Below are 15,131 nucleotides of genomic sequence, written 5' to 3' on the forward strand. Positions count from 1 at the left end.
ATGACCGATGAAGACGACGACATGACCGTGTTCAGCGACAAGCGTCAGAAGCGCGTCAAGATCACCGCGTGGGTCGTGATCGGCGCGCTCGTGCTCACCGGCGGCGGTGCGACGGTCATCTCGCTGATCCTCGGCTGAACCCCGCGATCCCCGCGTGAGGGGTCATCTCCTGTCGCCTGGCGAGCGCCTCGGCGACAGAAGATGACCCCTCACGCTTGTGACCCACCGGTCCCGCCGCTGCGGATTCCGGCTCGACACCCAGCCGCACGTCGGACCCCCGGCATAGCATGGGGACCGTGGAACCGCTGATGGCCCTTCTGGTCGACTGGTGGTGGATCGGCCCGGCCGCGGCCGGTGCGGGCACCGTCGGCTGGCTCGGCGTGCGTCGTTCCCGCCAGCGGGCTCTTCCCGCGGGCACCACGACCACCACAGATCGCGCCGTTCGCGCCTGGTCGTCGCGCCCTCTCGGCAAGGCGGCCGCGCGCCGCCTCGAGCTCGACGCCGCCGTGCTCGATCTCCAGACCGCGCGCCATGCCGTCACCCGCGGCCGCGCCGACGTGAAGGTCGCCGACGCCGAAGTCGTGCGCGCCCAGGCCGAGCGGGCGGCATCCCGCATCCCGTCCGACGCGGTCGCCGCCGCGCGGGGGCGGTTGACCGACGCTCAGCGCGACCTTCGCGCCGCCCTGGCCGAGGTGCGCGCGCGCCGCGCCGGGGTGAAGGCCGCGAAGGCGATGCTCCCCGCTATCCGCTCGGGCAGCGCGCCGTTGCCGGTCGCCCGCCTGCTGGCGGAGCACGACGCGATCCTCGCGCGCTGGATGGCCTACGAGACCGACCCCGGGCTCGCAATCGACTATCCGCAGATGAGCGACTCCCGCTCCCCCCTGCTCGCGGAGTTCCTCCGCGCGCACGAGAAAGCGCAGTGGCTCCGGCCGGCCTCGGTGCAGACGCGCCTGTCTCCCGCCGACTTCCTCGCCTACCGCGACGCCGTGCGCCGCACCGCTCACGCGTTCGACCGCGCCGAGCGAGCGGCCCGCCGCAGTGCCGGCGAGCAGCCGAGCGTCGAGGGTAACGACGCGTGGAGCCGCGTGGCATCCGACCTCGCCGAGACCGCCCAGCGCGCCCTCGCCCGCTCGATGGAGTCGGTGGGGCGTGCTGCCGCCCGCAACTGGAGCGAGCGGGGCGCGAGGCGTGCCCAGAAGAAGTCCCCGGATGCCGGGAGCCCGCCGCCGTCGAGCGGCCCGGTCTGGCCGCCGCCCGCACGCGACCGGCCGCCGGCGTCATCTTCCTGAGAACCGCTTGAGGCAGCGGCGTAGCATGACGCTGTGACGGAGCTGTTGAACTTCCTCGGCCACTACTGGTGGTTGGCCTTCCCCGTGTTCGGGATGACGATGGGAGCCGTCAACGCGCGCGTGAAGCGTCGGGAGCTCGCCGCCCGCCGTCGCCACCGTGAACAGCTCGAGCTGATCCGCGCTCAGGGTGGTGCGATCGAGACACCGGGTGCGGCGCCGATGCCCCTCGCCGCCCCGACCGACGGTCAGCAGCGCCTGATCGCCGCGCAGGACGCCGTCACGCACCGCTGGCTCGAGTACGAACTCGACGCGACGAAGCTCATCACCTACCCCGCGATGAGCGACGGCCGCCAGCCTCTGACCGCCGCATTCCTCCGGGCGAAGAAGGCCGCGGACAACCTGCGCCCCACCGAGGGCGAGACCCTGTCGCCCGAGCGGCTGCGGGAGTACCGCGACGCGGTCACCGACTACGAGGTCGCCTTCGACGTGGCCGAGCGCGACGCGCGACGCGTGAAGGACGCGGCGTTCACGGCCGACGAGCGCAAGCGCCTCGACACCGCCAAACAGTTGCTGACCGTCGCGACCGATCAGGCTGCCACCCCGAACGAGCGCCAGCTCGCCTATCGGCGGGTCCGTGAGGAGCTCGACGGGCTGATCCTGCTGTCGGACGAAGCCGTCGACGTGCTCGAGAAGAAGGTCGCGCTCGAGCTTCCCCGCGAGCGCACCGCACCCCCGGCATCCGGGCCCCCTGCCGAGGCGGCGCCCGGCTCCGCCGCCTGACCGCGTGGGCTCCGCCGGATCCGACTCCGGGTGGCGTCCGCAATCACGCCCAGTCCCGGTCCACCGGCTGAACACGCGCGCCTTCAGCCCACCCGACGGATGCGCACCGGCCCCCGGGCGGTGTTCACGTCGACCACTTCACCCTTCTGCGTCACCTCGACCTCGCCGAGCTCGACCAAGGAGTGCGCCGCGTCCCGCGCGGACTGCATGAGGTCGCGCCAGTCGTCGCCGCCGACCGCCCGCGCGGCCTCGGAGGGGCAGATCGTCTTCCCGGCGTCGCGCGCCGCGAGCAGCTCGCGAATGGATGCCACGAGCCGAGGGTCTGCACCAGATGACGGGGCCATCTGTCCAGTGTCCCTCCGCGCCGAGGCGACGGGGCCAGAATGACCCGGTGATCACCGAGCGACACGCCCCCGACCTCCCCGGACGCGCCGTCATCGCGCAGCGATGGAACCGAGCGGTCTTCGTGCATTGGCGCATCGACCCCGACGAGGTCGCTCCGCTGCTTCCTCGGGGTACGCGTCCCGACGTGCACGACGGCTCCGCCTGGGTGGGGCTGGTGCCGTTCGTGCTGAGCGAGTTCCGGTTCCTACCGCTGCCGCCGGTGCCCCTGCTGGGCACCTTCACCGAGATCAACGTGCGCACGTACGCCGTCGACGACGAGGGGCGTCGGGGGGTTGTCTTCCGCACGCTCGAGGCCGAGCACCTCGCCCCGGTGCTGGCGGCGCAGGCCCTGTTCGGACTCCCCTACCGCTGGGCGCGCGCGGGGGTCCGCACCGACGACGCGCGGATCGAGTTCCGGTCGCGGCGCCACGGGGGTCGACATCCGGGAACCCGCGTGCGGGCCACCCTCGGCACCGAGACGGTCGACACCCCGCTGTCGCGGTTCTTGACGGCACGCTGGGGATTCCACGAGCGGCACCTCGGCCGCACGATCTGGGCCGCCAACGAACACGAGCCCTGGCCCCTCGTCGAGGCAGCCCTCGACGTGCTCGACGACGACCTGGTCGCCGACTCCGGCTTCCCCCAACTCGCCGGTCGCACGCCCGACTCCGTACTGGCGATGCCAGCCGATCACCCCGGCTTCATCACGCGGTTCACGGGCGCGCACGCGATCGCCTGACACGACAACGCCCCCTCCGCCGCGAAGCGAAGGAGGCGTCATCGAGCGGGGCGTCAGTCGCGCTGCGTCGAGAACGCCGAGGGGTTCTTCTCGAGCCAGGCGTCCACGGCCTCGGCCTCGCGGCCCTCGCCGTACTCGTTCACCACGAGGTCCTCGAGCGAGCCGTACTGCTCGTCGTCGAGCTGGATCCCCTTGATGAGCTCAGCGGCATCCGGGTACTTCTCGGCGAAGCCGGACGTACCGAGGAAGTGCAGCGCCTCGGGGTCGCCCATCAGACCCTGGGGGTCTTCGAGGTCCTTGACGTCATAGGTGTCGTTGGCCCAGAACGGACGCCACAGCGTGACGGCGATGTCCTTCTGCGCCGCGATGGCGTTGTCGAGCTCGGTGAGCATCGCCGCGGTCGACGAGGTGACGAGCTCGAAGTCGCCGTCCAGCCCGTAGCCGGGCATCATGGTCTCCTGCGTCTGCGTGGTCAGGCCTGCGCCCGGCTCGATGCCGTAGATGCGGCCGTCGAAGCGCGCGGCGTTGGCCTTGAGCTGTTCAATGGAGTCGATGTCGACGTAGCTGGGGACCGCGATGGTCAGCTTGGCGTTGTCGTAGTACGCGCCGAGGTCTTCGATCTTGTCGCCGTAGCGGTCCATGTACGACTTGTGCGTCAGCTCGGGCCAGGCCGAGGGGTAGATGTCGACATCGCCCTGGGCGAGGCCCGTGTACAGAGGACCCGCCTCGGTGAGCGTCTGCATCTCGACGTTGTAGCCGAGCTTCTCAAGCTGGTCTTCGAGGAGGTACGCCGTGCTGAGGCCGTCCGTCCACGAGGGCAGGAAGCCGAGCGTGATCGTGCCCTTGTCGCCGCCGCCGCCGTTGCCGCCTTCGGCCTGGTTCCCGCTGGCGCAGCCGGCGAGGGCGAGGGCGCCCACGGCGCCGAGGGCGAGGGCAGAGGTGAGGTGTCGCGTGTTCATTGCTGTGTTCTCTTCCTTTTCGTATGTGATTCCGTGGGTGCCTTCCCGCGTGAGGGGTCGATTCGTGTCGCCTGGCGCGAGCCGGAGCGACCGGAAGCGACCCCTCACGCGGAAGAGGGAGGGATGCCGGGACTCAGTGCCCCGTCGACACCGGCGCTCGACGCGGCGAGGCCTTCTCGCGCTCGGCCTCGCTCGCGGCATCCGACGAAGACGTGTCGGCGTGCGGCGCAGCGGTGGGTCCGGCCGTGGCGGCGGTCGCGGAGCGCGCGGCGCGGCGACGCGAGAGCAGACCCAGCAGGGAACCGCGGTTGTCGGCACGGTTGCCGAGGGCCGCGGTCAACCGGTCGAGGTAGACCGCGAGCACCACGACGCTCAGACCCGCCTCGACACCCTTGGGCAGGTTGACGGTCGAGATCGACTGCACCACTTCCTTGCCCAGGCCGTCCGCCCCGACGATGCCGGCGACGACCGCCATCGACAGCGCGAGCATGATGACCTGGTTGACGCCCGCCATGATGGTGGGCATCGCGAGCGGCAGCTGGATGCCGCGGAGGATCTGACCGGGGGTCGCACCGAACGCGTGTCCGGCCTCGACCGTCTCGGAGTCCACCCCGCGGATGCCGAGCTCGGTCAGTCGCACGCCCGGCGGCAGAGCGAAGATGACGGTCGAGACGACACCGGGAACGACGCCGATCGAGAAGAAGGTGATCGCCGGGATCAGGTAGACGAAGGCCGGCATCGTCTGCATGAAGTCGAGGATCGGCTTCAGGACCGCGCGGACGGTGGGGTTGCGAGCCGACCAGATGCCGAGAGGCACCGAGATGGCGACCGCCACGATGGTCGCCACGAGCACCAGGGCGAGAGTCTGCATCGCGGTGACCCACTGGCCCATCGCCAGGATCAACGCGAAGCCGATGACCGTGCCGAGCGCGAGCTTCCACGAACGCAGCAGCCACGCGAGGGCCGCCGCGACCACGATGACCACGATGATGGGCGCTGCCAGCAGCACGTCGCTGAGCCCGCCGACGAGAAAACGCACGACCAGGGCGACGACGTCGAACAGGCCCGAGAGGTTGTCGCGGACCCAGTCCACGCCGGCATCCACCCAGGATCCGACCGGAATGCGGAAACCATCCATCAGCGCACCCCCTCGGTCTCGGATGCCGAGACCCCGGCATCGGCGGGAGTCCCGTCGAGGGCCGCGTCGATCTCGGCGGAGGGAAGGGGCTGGGGCAGCACGGTGAGCTCCTCGGTCGCGGTGGGGCCGGGGCCGAGAGCCGCGAGCAGGGTCACGCGGGGGATGACCCCGGCGAGGCGCCCGTCGGCGTCGAGGACGGCGAGGGGAAGGGGCGATTCGACCGACGGCACGAAGAGGTTCATCAGGACGTCGTCGACGCCCACGCTCTGCGGCAGCGGCCTGAGCGTGCCGAGCAGCGAGTTCTCGCCGGCGCGCACGAGCTTGATGGCATCCCGATCGGTGATGATGCCGAGCGGCTTGCGATCGCGGTCGGTCACGTAGACCGCGGACATGTAGGCGTCGCGCATCTGACGGAGCGCGGTGCGGGGACCGGCGGAGGCGTCGACACGGGGACGCGCACGCTCCATGACGTTGCCCGCGGTGAGCACGCGGGCGCGGTCGACGTCCTGCACGAACTGCTCGACGTAGTCGTTCGCCGGGTCGGTGAGGATGTCCTCGGGGGTGCCGATCTGCACGATGCGACCGTCGCGCATGACGGCGATGCGGTCGCCGAGGAACATCGCCTCGTTGAGGTCGTGGGTGATGAAGACGATGGTCTTCTTCAGGGTGCGCTGGAGTTCCAGCAGCTGCTCCTGCATCTCGCGACGGATGAGCGGATCGAGGGCGCTGAACGCCTCGTCCATCAGCAAGATGTCGGTGTCGGCGGCGAGGGCGCGGGCGATGCCGACGCGCTGCTGCATGCCGCCCGAGAGGGCCGAGGGGAGCTTGTCACCCCACCCGTCGAGACCGACGAGGGCGAGGATCTCGTTCGCTTTCGCGAGGCGCTCGGTTTTGCCGACGCCGCGGAGCTCGAGCGGGTACGCGACGTTCGCCGCGACCGTGCGGTGCGGGAGGAGCGCGAAGTGCTGGAAGACCATCGCGAGGCGATCGCGGCGCAGGGACCGCAGGCGCGCGGCGCCGACGCCGGTGAGAGCGTCGCCCTTCACCTCGACGGTGCCGGCGGTCGCCTCGTGCAGGCCGTTGAGCATGCGGATGATGGTGGACTTGCCCGAGCCGGAGAGGCCCATGATGACGAAGATCTCGCCGGGCTGGACGTCGAAGCTGGCATCGATGACGGCGGCGGTTCCGTCGTCGGCCACGTCTTCTCGTCGGGCACCGGAGCGGATCTTGTCGACGGCGGCCTGAGGGGCTCGACCGAAGACCTTGAACAGATTCTTGGCGGAGAGAGCGGGCGCCGCGGTTGCGGGCGGCGCGGAGGCAGGCGGATGGGTCACTGTGTGCACCTCAGCGGCCTCGGGTGGCCGCAGCGGTCACGCCCGGGTGGCAGCCGTCGGCGCTCTCCGGGGGTGGAGCGCGTCAGCGCCGGATATCGGATCCGGCGCTCAGGCCGCCGACCGTACGCTCACCGGGTCGACTCCCCCGAGTCGTCACCGGCGACCGCGGACTGGTCGGGTGGGCGGCCCGAGAACGGGCCTCCACAAACGTTTCACGCTGATGGAATCCCTGGCAAATCGCCCACGACCTTGCGATCCCGGATGCTGTGTGGCACGCGTGCGCGTGTGGGTGAGGTGGCTCCGCAGCCCCTACCGTCGACGCCGCCGATGTCAGCCCGGGCGTGTCGCCGACCCCGTGCGCGGGAAGGGAACGGTGCGGCGACGCCTCAGTCGACGGCCGGCTGCGCGGCGGCGGAGCGGTGGTGACGGATGACCTCGGCCACGACGAAGTTGAACCACTTCTCCGCGAAGGCCGGATCGAGGTCGGCCTGCTCGGCGAGCTGCATGAGCCGGGCGATCTGCTGTTCCTCACGAGAGGGGTCGGATGCCGGCATCCCGTGCTTCGCCTTGAGCACGCCCACCTGCTTGGTGCAGCGGAAACGTTCCGCCAGCAGGAAGATCAGGGCGGCGTCGATGTTGTCGATGCTGCCGCGGAGCCCCTGCAGAATCGTCGAAGGATCGGCCTCGGTCATGTGTCCTCCTCAATCGCTCCGACCCTACCGGTCGGCGCCGCCGCCCGAGCACGACTCTCAGCGAGTCCTACAGTGTGAGCATGAGCCGATCCACGCGCCCCGACCCGACCGCCGAAGGCGCAGACGCCGGGGCCACCACGTCGCGCGACAAGCCGGTCTGGTCCGCCCTGGCCCGCCCGTACGCGGCCGGGTTCTTCCTCACCCTGGGCGGACTCACGGCGATCCTGCTCGCACTCGCTCTGTCGAACCTCTCGACGGTGCTGATCTACATCGCCATCGCACTGTTCATCGCGCTCGCCCTCGACCCCCTCGTGCGTCTGCTCGTGCGGCGCGGGCTCTCCCGCGCGTGGTCGATCGTCATCGTGTTCGGCGGGCTCGCGGTGATCCTCGCCGGCGCCCTGTGGCTGCTCATCCCTCCCGTCGTGCGCCAGATCGAACAGTTCGTCGGCGACATCCCGACGTTCGTGAACGACCTCATCGACAGCGAGGCCGTGCGCTGGGTCGAGACCAACTTCGGCGACAGCCTGGGCGACGTCCTGAAAGAAGTGCAGGGCTTCGTCACCAACCCCGCCAACATCGCCGCGATCGGCGGCGGGCTGCTTCAGGTCGGGATCAACATCGGCACCTTCGTCTCGGGTGCGATCATCGTGCTCGTGCTGAGCCTGTACTTCTTGGCATCCCTGCCGAAGATGAAGAACTCGCTCGTGCGCCTCACCCCCGCCCGCAGCCGGGAGACCGTCGCCGACATGACGGGCCAGATCACCGATTCCGTCGGCGGCTACCTCGCGGGGATGGTCGTGCTGGCCCTCTGCAACGCGGTCTTCGCGTTCATCGTGCTGACCATCCTGCAGCAGCCGTTCGCCGCCCTGCTCGCCGCGCTCGCGTTCGGCATCACCCTCATCCCGCTCGTCGGGTCCGTGCTGTTCTGGGCGACCGCGACGATCTTCACGCTCATCGTCAGCCCGAGCGCCGGCCTGATCTTCGCGATCGTCTACCTCGTCTACATGCAGATCGAGGCATACATCCTCACGCCCCGGGTGATGAACCGCACGATCTCCGTGCCCGGCGCTCTCGTCGTCATCGGCGCGCTGGTCGGCGGCACGCTCCTCGGCCTGCTCGGAGCGCTCGTGGCGATCCCCGTGACCGCGTCCGTGCTGCTGATCGTCAAACAGATCGTGATCCCGCGACAGGATGCCAAGAAGTAGCGCCTGAGCCGGTTCAGCGCATCGGCAGCAGGCGCGTCGGAGACGGAGACGGGGTGCGGTGGCGCACCTTGCCGGGGATGCCGGTGCGGCCATCGAGCGGCAGCGAGACGATCTCGTGCGCCAGCTGACCCGCGACGAGCAGGGTGTCGTCGACGACGACGTGATGTCGCGGCCAACGGGTGCCCGTCTCGGCGAGAGCGAGCAGCTGCAGCTCTTCACCGTGCCCGCGCACCGAGAGCACGCCCACGGTGTCGCTGCCGCGCACGCCGGCGTACAGCGTCGACCCGTCGCGACTGCTCGACAGCTCGGCGGCGGTGTCGGTGTCGAGGGTGCCGAGCAGCGGCTGACCCGAGACGAGGTGCCACCGTCCCGCGCGGTCGGGCGCGAGGACGAAGACCTCGCAGCTCAGCTCGGTCACGACGTAGAGATGACCCGAGGGATGCCACAGACCGTGGCGTGGACCGCTGCCCTTGGGGAGGGCGACCTCTTGCGCGAGCCGTAGCCCGCCCTCGTGCGTGCGCCAGAACCGCACGAGGTCGAAGCCCATGTCGGTCGTCGCGATCAGGCCGCCGGGCAGGAACACCGCCTGGTGAGCACGCGACACGCGGGCTCCCGCGACGGCCTCTTCCGACTCGGCGTCGGTGACGGGGACATCGTCGTACGCGGGCACGAGGTGGGAGTACTCCTCCCCGGCTGCGTCTCGAAGAGCCCGTGCCGCGGCGGCCAGGTCGGGCACCACCGCGCCCGAGACCCGGGCGCCGGTCGAGACGGTGCCCTCGTCCGATGCCGCCCCGTGCGGATCCGCGGCCTCGGCGGCGACGACCGGGCGCGACGGCCGACCCTGGGCGTCGAGCGCGATGCGGACGATCCGGCCGTCCCCCCAGCAGCTCGCCACGAGGAACGAGGCGTCGGACGCGACCGCGATGTGGCAGACGGCACCACCCGCCTCGACGGGCGGTCCGAGAGATGTCAGGCGGGTCTCGGCGGTCCGTCGGAACGCCTGCACGGTCCCGTCGAACTCGACAGCGGCGTAGACGATGTCGTCATTCGACGGGTGCGCGGCCACCCACGAGGCGGAGCCCGGCACGGCGGCGGCGGTCGCGACCATGCCGAGGGGACCGCCGGCCCCGAGCGAGTCGGATTCGCCGGCCTGCAGGATGCCGATGCCCTCGGCCACCCCGGTGTCGGGGGCGTAGGCGCCGACCCAGAACCGCATCAGTCGATCAGGTCGTGGCGCACGATCACCTGGTCGCGGGCCGGGCCCACACCGATGACCGAGATCCGCGTGCCGCTCATCTTCTCGAGCGCGAGCACGTAGTCCTGCGCGTTCTGCGGCAGGTCCTCGAAGGCCCGCGCGGTCGAGATGTCCTCGCTCCAGCCCGGGTAGTACTCGAGGATCGGCTTCGCGTGGTGGAAGTCCGTCTGATTGACGGGCAGGTCGTCGAAGCGCTCACCGTCGACGTCGTAGGCGACGCAGACGGGGATCTGCTCGAGCCCGCCGAGGATGTCGAGCTTGGTCAGCACGAGGTCGGTGATGCCGTTGATCCGCGTCGCGTAGCGCGTGATGGGCGCGTCGTACCAGCCGACGCGACGGGGGCGTCCGGTGGTCGTGCCGAACTCGAAGCCGCGCGAGCGCAGCCAGTCGCCGCTCTCGTCGAACAGCTCGGTCGGGAAGGGACCCGAGCCGACGCGCGTCGTGTACGCCTTGACGATGCCGACGATGCGGTCGAGACGGTTGGGACCGACGCCCGAACCCGTCGAGGCGCCGCCGGCCGTCGCCGACGACGACGTCACGAACGGGTAGGTGCCGTGGTCGACGTCGAGCATGGTGGCCTGGCCGCCCTCGAAGACGACGACGTCGCCGGCCTCGAGCGCGTCGTTCAGCAGGAGCGAGGTGTCGGCGACCATCGGGCGCACGCGCTCGGCGTACGAGAGCAGGTCGTCGACGATCTCGTCGGCCGTGATGGAGCGGCGGTTGAAGATCTTCACCAGCAGGTGGTTCTTCTGGTCGAGGGCACCCTCGACCTTCTGACGCAGGATGTTCTCGTCGAAGAGGTCCTGCACGCGGATGCCGACGCGGTTGATCTTGTCGGCGTAGGCCGGGCCGATGCCGCGACCGGTGGTGCCGATCATGCGCTTTCCGAGGAAGCGCTCGGTGACCTTGTCGAGCGTGCGGTGGTACTGCGTGATGATGTGCGCGTTGGCGCTGATCTTGAGGCGGCTCGTGTCGAGGCCGCGGGCGTTGAGGGCCTCGAGCTCGTTGAAGAGCACCTCGAGGTCGACCACGACGCCGTTGCCGATCACGGGGGTGACCCCCGGAGACAGGATGCCGCTGGGCAGCAGGTGCAGCGCGTACTTCTCGTCTCCGATGACGACGGTGTGCCCGGCGTTGTTGCCGCCGTTGAACTTCACCACCCAGTCGGTGCGCTCACCGAGCAAGTCGGTGGCCTTGCCCTTGCCTTCGTCGCCCCACTGGACGCCGACGATCACGATTCCGGGCATGTGCGCTCCTCGCGTCTGATTCCGGCGGTACACCCCATCCTATCGAGCGGGTCCGATACGGCCCGCGCGCGCCCTATGCGCCGAAGGTGCTCGTGATGTCGTGCCAGGCGATCGACGCCGGGACGCTCGCGCCCTGCGCCGATGCGAGCACCAGGGTCACGGCATCCGGAGCCGACAGGACCTCGTTCGGCAGGACGCGGAACGAGCGCGTCGCGCCCGGGAGATCGACGAGGTCGCCCGCGGTGCTGGCCGAGGTGGCGGCGACCGTGTGCCGGAACCCGGGCGGGGTGGCTGCCGGCGTGCGCCTCTCCACGGTGAGACCGTCGCGCCCACCCGCGTACTGGACGTAGTCGTCCTCGCCGAGGTTGAGGATCGCGAATGCAGGCCCGCGGTGGTCGGCGATCCAATCGACCGACGCCGCCAGCAGCGCGGGGCTCGGATCGGCATGGGTTCCCCCGTTCTCGACCGTCAGGCTCGCTCCCCCCAGGGGGGTGGGATCGACCTGACGCGCGGGATCCGGACGCCAGAGCATTCCGTCCGTCACGCTGACGTCGTCGAAGCCCCATCCGTGCTCCGTGGCAAGACGGTGGACGACGGCGGTGAGGTCTTCGGCGTCGTACCACGGCGCGGAGAGGGACAGGAGCGCACCCTCGGGGGCGTAGTCGGCGAAGTGCTCCCCCTCCGTCAGGGTGTCAGGGGCCTCGGACAGGGGCCGGTAGAACTGCTGCAGGACACCGACGGCCCGGGTGATGAGCGCGCTGGGCTGCTCGTCGCGGGCGGGTCCAGCGAGCCATGCCCGCAGCGCCTCTCGTCCGATGGGGGCGGCGGCGGGGTCGAACACGTGGATGTCGTAGCTCACGTCGCACTCCTGGGTCGGGGTGCGACCACCCTAGCGGCCCGCTCGCGCGGGCCGCCCCGCCGCAACCCCTGCCCCCGCGTGCGGCCACTCACTAGCCTGGGGCAATGCAGACATCGCGCGGGTGGACGACCGGGTGGAACGCGGCACGCGTGGCGATCGCGGTGCTCATCCTCGTCGCGGTGGGGGCGCAGTTCTCGTCGTCGGTGGCCGAGGCGGTGGCGCGCGACCGCGACGTGGCGACCGTGACCGCGAATTTCTTCAGCTTCTTCACGATCCTGTCCAACGTCTCGTCGGCCGTCGTGCTGGTGCTTCTGGGCGTGCGGTTCTTCGCACGCGGCCGCCGGGTCGAGGTCGATCCGCCGGCCCTCGCGACCGCTCTCGCCTTCGTCTCCACGTACATGATCGTGACCGGCATCGTCTACAACCTGCTGCTGCGCGGCATCCCCCTCCAGCCCGAGACCGTGCCCTGGTCGAACGAGATCATGCACGTCTGGGGTCCGCTCTTCCTCCTGCTCGACGTGCTGCTCGGGCCGACGCGACGCCGCTTGCCCTGGTCGGCGGCGTTCGCCGCGGCGATCTTCCCCATCGTGTGGATCGTCTACACGCTCCTGCGCGCGCCCCTGATCACGAACCCGACCACGGGGGCGCCGTTCTGGTACCCCTACCCCTTCCTCGACCCGAACACCGGCGGGTGGGGCAGCGTCGCGGTCTACATCGTCGTCATCGCCGTGGCCATCATCGCCCTCGCGGTCGGTGTCGTCGCGATCGGTCGGGCACGTGGCATCCGGATGCCGATCGACCCGACGCCCGCGACGCGCGCACGGCCCTGACGAGTCGACGTCGACGCCCTACCCTGGAACCCGTGCGCACTCGACTGATGTCTGCGGCCCTCGCCGCTTCCACCCTGCTCCTGCTCGCCGGCTGCGCCGGTGGCACGTCGTCCGCCCCCGCCCCCGCGGCGAGCGCATCGAGCGCGAGCACCGCCTCGGGCGAGTGCTCGTACCCCGCCTCGGGACAGCCGTCCGTCGACGTGACTCCCCCGTCGGCGGGCACCGAGCGTCCCACGGGCACCGTCGACGCGACGCTCGAGACCTCGGCCGGGGCGATCCCGATGACCCTCAGCGGCGAGCGCACCCCCTGCACGGTCGAGAGCTTCGTCTCGCTGGCCCAGCAGCAGTACTTCAGCAACACCGAGTGCCACCGCCTCACCACCCAGGGCATCTTCGTCCTGCAGTGCGGTGACCCGACCGGCACGGGCCGCGGTGGCCCCGGGTACCGCTTCGCCGACGAGCTCGACGGCAGCGAGACCTACCCCGCGGGCACGGTCGCGATGGCGAACGCGGGCCCCGGCACGAACGGCTCGCAGTTCTTCCTGGTGTACTCCGACTCCCAGCTGCCCCCGGACTACACGGTGTTCGGCACGATGTCGCCCGAGGGGCTGCAGGTCGTGAAGAACATCGCCGCGGCGGGTACGGCCGGCGGCTCGACCGACGGCGCCCCCGCCACCCCGGTGACGATCAGCGCCGTGACGATCGGCTGACGCTCCTCATCATCGCTTTGGGCGCCCGATCCTCCCCCGGAGTCGGGGCTCGGCATCCCTCCGCTCTAGAATCGAGGGCATGTCCAAGGTCTTGCAGTCCCTTCCCGTCGGCGAGCGCGTCGGCATCGCCTTCTCGGGTGGTCTCGACACCTCGGTGGCCGTCGCGTGGATGCGCGACAAGGGCGCCGTCCCCTGCACCTACACGGGCGACCTCGGGCAGTACGACGAAGACGACATCGCGTCGATCCCGGGCCGCGCGACGCAGTACGGCGCCGAGGTCTCGCGCCTCGTCGACTGCAAGACGGCGCTCGTCGAAGAGGGCTTCGTCGCCCTCGCGTGTGGCGCGTTCCACATCCGCTCGGGCGGACGCACCTACTTCAACACCACGCCGCTGGGCCGCGCCGTCACCGGCACCCTGCTCGTGCGCGCGATGAAAGAAGACGGCGTCGACATCTGGGGCGACGGCTCCACCTACAAGGGCAACGACATCGAGCGGTTCTACCGCTACGGCCTGCTCGCCAACCCCGCGCTGCGCATCTACAAGCCCTGGCTCGACGCCGACTTCGTCACCGAGCTGGGCGGGCGCAAAGAGATGAGCGAGTGGCTCGTCGCGCACGACTTCCCCTACCGCGACAGCGTCGAGAAGGCGTACTCGACGGATGCCAACATCTGGGGCGCCACGCACGAGGCCAAGACCCTCGAGCACCTCGACGTCTCGCTCGAGATCGTCGAGCCCATCATGGGCGTGCGCTTCTGGGACCCCGAGGTCGAGATCGAGACCGAAGACGTCACCGTCGAGTTCGAGGCCGGTCGCCCCGTCGCCGTCAACGGCACGCGATTCGCCGACCCCGTCGAGCTCGTGCGCGAGGTCAACACCATCGGCGGCCGTCACGGCCTGGGCATGAGCGACCAGATCGAGAACCGCATCATCGAGGCCAAGTCGCGCGGCGTCTACGAGGCCCCGGGCATGGCCCTGCTGTTCCTGACCTACGAGCGCCTGGTCAACAGCATCCTGAACGAAGACACCCTCGCCACGTACCACGAGCAGGGCCGCCGCCTCGGTCGCCTCATGTACGAGGGCCGCTGGCTCGAGCCGCAGTCGCTCATGCTGCGCGAGTCGATCCAGAAGTGGGTCGGGTCGACCATCACCGGGTCGGTCACCGTGCGCCTGCGCCGCGGTGAGGACTACACGATCCTGAACACCGTGGCATCCGGAATGTCGTACTCGCCCGAGAAGCTCTCGATGGAGCGCGTGGGCGACGCCGCGTTCGGCCCGGTCGACCGCATCGGTCAGCTCACCATGCGCAATCTCGACATCGCCGACTCGCGCGCACGCCTCGAGCAGTACGCCGCGATGGGCCTGCTCGGCGGACCGACCGGCGAGCTCGTCGGCGACGTGGCCGCCGGTGGCGCGCAGGACATCATCGAGTCGGCCTCGCCGCTCGACGCGGCCGGCGAGCGCCTCGCCGACGCGACGGATGCCGCGGGCGAGGGCGCCGCGTTCGACGCCGGCACTGACTGACGCTTCCTCTCGGAAAGAGCCCGCGGTGCCCCTCCGGCACCGCGGGCTCTTTCGTGTCAGGGGGGCGCGTTGCGTGAGGGGTCGGAAATTGTCGCCGACGACGACGCCAGGCGACAAAACGTGACCCCTCACGCGCGGGGACGCTGACGCGGTGGCAGTAAGTTGCACACGAGCGTGCACTTTCGGCG

At 70.5% G+C, this 15,131-nt stretch carries 16 protein-coding genes; 8 read left to right on the forward strand and 8 right to left on the reverse strand.

Translation table 11 applies throughout. From position 1 onward, the window contains the following. From BLS25_RS16815 to BLS25_RS03535, 3 genes are all read left to right on the forward strand, one after another. Complete coding sequence (locus BLS25_RS16815; RefSeq protein ID WP_164481587.1) at positions 1–138, forward strand: hypothetical protein; 138 nt, start codon at positions 1–3, stop codon at positions 136–138. 158 nt (positions 139–296) lie between these two features. Beyond that, positions 297–1,289: an efflux RND transporter periplasmic adaptor subunit gene (locus BLS25_RS03530; protein WP_143017813.1), complete on the forward strand. Its 993-nt coding sequence runs from the start codon at positions 297–299 to the stop codon at positions 1,287–1,289. A gap of 33 nt (positions 1,290–1,322) precedes the next feature. Continuing rightward, positions 1,323–2,069 carry a hypothetical protein gene (locus BLS25_RS03535; RefSeq protein WP_074694459.1) on the forward strand — a complete coding sequence of 249 codons (747 nt, stop codon included), beginning with the start codon at positions 1,323–1,325 and terminating at the stop codon, positions 2,067–2,069. Positions 2,070–2,152: 83 nt separating this feature from the next. Here the strand turns inward: BLS25_RS03535 and BLS25_RS03540 are convergent, their stop codons facing one another. Next, positions 2,153–2,380, reverse strand: a complete 228-nt coding sequence (locus tag BLS25_RS03540; protein WP_256335524.1) for a DUF3253 domain-containing protein — start codon at positions 2,378–2,380, stop codon at positions 2,153–2,155. A gap of 80 nt (positions 2,381–2,460) precedes the next feature. Between BLS25_RS03540 and BLS25_RS03545 the strand changes: the two genes are divergently transcribed. Next, positions 2,461–3,192, forward strand: a complete 732-nt coding sequence (locus tag BLS25_RS03545) for a YqjF family protein (protein WP_074694461.1) — start codon at positions 2,461–2,463, stop codon at positions 3,190–3,192. Between the two features lie 53 nt (positions 3,193–3,245). Here BLS25_RS03545 and BLS25_RS03550 read toward each other — a convergent pair whose 3' ends face one another. The 4 genes from BLS25_RS03550 to BLS25_RS03565 all read right to left on the reverse strand — a co-directional run bounded on the left by BLS25_RS03550 (position 3,246) and on the right by BLS25_RS03565 (position 7,315). Continuing rightward, positions 3,246–4,151 carry a glycine betaine ABC transporter substrate-binding protein gene (locus BLS25_RS03550; protein WP_074694462.1) on the reverse strand — a complete coding sequence of 302 codons (906 nt, stop codon included), beginning with the start codon at positions 4,149–4,151 and terminating at the stop codon, positions 3,246–3,248. A 133-nt stretch (positions 4,152–4,284) separates the two neighbouring features. Beyond that, a complete protein-coding gene (locus tag BLS25_RS03555) occupies positions 4,285–5,289 on the reverse strand; it encodes an ABC transporter permease (RefSeq protein WP_074694463.1) in 1,005 nt (334 codons plus the stop codon). Then, positions 5,289–6,623, reverse strand: coding sequence for a quaternary amine ABC transporter ATP-binding protein (locus tag BLS25_RS03560; protein ID WP_074694464.1), 1,335 nt, complete (start codon positions 6,621–6,623; stop codon positions 5,289–5,291). The genes BLS25_RS03555 and BLS25_RS03560 overlap by 1 nt, the downstream gene beginning before the upstream one ends. A 386-nt stretch (positions 6,624–7,009) precedes the next feature. Then, positions 7,010–7,315: a chorismate mutase gene (locus tag BLS25_RS03565; protein ID WP_074694465.1), complete on the reverse strand. Its 306-nt coding sequence runs from the start codon at positions 7,313–7,315 to the stop codon at positions 7,010–7,012. A gap of 80 nt (positions 7,316–7,395) precedes the next feature. On the opposite strand from BLS25_RS03565, the gene BLS25_RS03570 reads away from it, so the two are divergent. Continuing rightward, the gene (locus BLS25_RS03570) at positions 7,396–8,520 is read left to right on the forward strand and encodes an AI-2E family transporter (protein WP_074694466.1); all 1,125 of its coding nucleotides are present in this window, start codon (positions 7,396–7,398) and stop codon (positions 8,518–8,520) included. Between the two features lie 13 nt (positions 8,521–8,533). On the opposite strand, the gene BLS25_RS03575 is transcribed toward BLS25_RS03570, so the two are convergent. The 3 genes from BLS25_RS03575 to BLS25_RS03585 all read right to left on the reverse strand — a co-directional run bounded on the left by BLS25_RS03575 (position 8,534) and on the right by BLS25_RS03585 (position 11,881). After that, positions 8,534–9,736: a lactonase family protein gene (locus tag BLS25_RS03575; RefSeq protein WP_056225215.1), complete on the reverse strand. Its 1,203-nt coding sequence runs from the start codon at positions 9,734–9,736 to the stop codon at positions 8,534–8,536. Next, positions 9,736–11,022, reverse strand: a complete 1,287-nt coding sequence (locus tag BLS25_RS03580) for an adenylosuccinate synthase (RefSeq protein ID WP_056225212.1) — start codon at positions 11,020–11,022, stop codon at positions 9,736–9,738. The genes BLS25_RS03575 and BLS25_RS03580 overlap by 1 nt, the downstream gene beginning before the upstream one ends. 73 nt (positions 11,023–11,095) lie before the next feature. Then, a complete protein-coding gene (locus BLS25_RS03585) occupies positions 11,096–11,881 on the reverse strand; it encodes a hypothetical protein (RefSeq protein ID WP_074694467.1) in 786 nt (261 codons plus the stop codon). Between the two features lie 104 nt (positions 11,882–11,985). Between BLS25_RS03585 and BLS25_RS03590 the strand changes: the two genes are divergently transcribed. The 3 genes from BLS25_RS03590 to argG all read left to right on the forward strand — a co-directional run bounded on the left by BLS25_RS03590 (position 11,986) and on the right by argG (position 14,943). Beyond that, positions 11,986–12,711, forward strand: coding sequence for a Pr6Pr family membrane protein (locus BLS25_RS03590; RefSeq protein WP_056225206.1), 726 nt, complete (start codon positions 11,986–11,988; stop codon positions 12,709–12,711). Positions 12,712–12,743: 32 nt separating this feature from the next. Beyond that, on the forward strand, positions 12,744–13,421 hold the full coding sequence (locus BLS25_RS03595) for a peptidylprolyl isomerase (RefSeq protein ID WP_256335525.1): 678 nt from the start codon (positions 12,744–12,746) through the stop codon (positions 13,419–13,421). Positions 13,422–13,500: 79 nt separating this feature from the next. Next, on the forward strand, positions 13,501–14,943 hold the full coding sequence (argG, locus tag BLS25_RS03600; protein WP_074694469.1) for an argininosuccinate synthase: 1,443 nt from the start codon (positions 13,501–13,503) through the stop codon (positions 14,941–14,943). Positions 14,944–15,131: the final 188 nt, after the last annotated feature.

This window comes from Microbacterium testaceum StLB037, assembly GCF_900104345.1.
Lineage (GTDB): Bacteria > Actinomycetota > Actinomycetes > Actinomycetales > Microbacteriaceae > Microbacterium > Microbacterium testaceum_A.

Bases quoted from the DNA above. Each gene is read 5' to 3' on its own strand.
- BLS25_RS03590 (WP_056225206.1), top strand. From the start codon at position 11,986: ATGCAGACATCGCGCGGGTGGACGACCGGGTGGAACGCGGCACGCGTG.
- BLS25_RS03575 (WP_056225215.1), bottom strand. From the start codon at position 9,736: ATGCGGTTCTGGGTCGGCGCCTACGCCCCCGACACCGGGGTGGCCGAG.
- argG (WP_074694469.1), top strand. From the start codon at position 13,501: ATGTCCAAGGTCTTGCAGTCCCTTCCCGTCGGCGAGCGCGTCGGCATC.
- BLS25_RS03570 (WP_074694466.1), top strand. From the start codon at position 7,396: ATGAGCCGATCCACGCGCCCCGACCCGACCGCCGAAGGCGCAGACGCC.
- BLS25_RS03580 (WP_056225212.1), bottom strand. From the start codon at position 11,022: ATGCCCGGAATCGTGATCGTCGGCGTCCAGTGGGGCGACGAAGGCAAG.
- BLS25_RS03565 (WP_074694465.1), bottom strand. From the start codon at position 7,315: ATGACCGAGGCCGATCCTTCGACGATTCTGCAGGGGCTCCGCGGCAGC.
- BLS25_RS03555 (WP_074694463.1), bottom strand. From the start codon at position 5,289: ATGGATGGTTTCCGCATTCCGGTCGGATCCTGGGTGGATGCCGGCGTG.
- BLS25_RS03550 (WP_074694462.1), bottom strand. From the start codon at position 4,151: ATGAACACGCGACACCTCACCTCTGCCCTCGCCCTCGGCGCCGTGGGC.
- BLS25_RS16815 (WP_164481587.1), top strand. From the start codon at position 1: ATGACCGATGAAGACGACGACATGACCGTGTTCAGCGACAAGCGTCAG.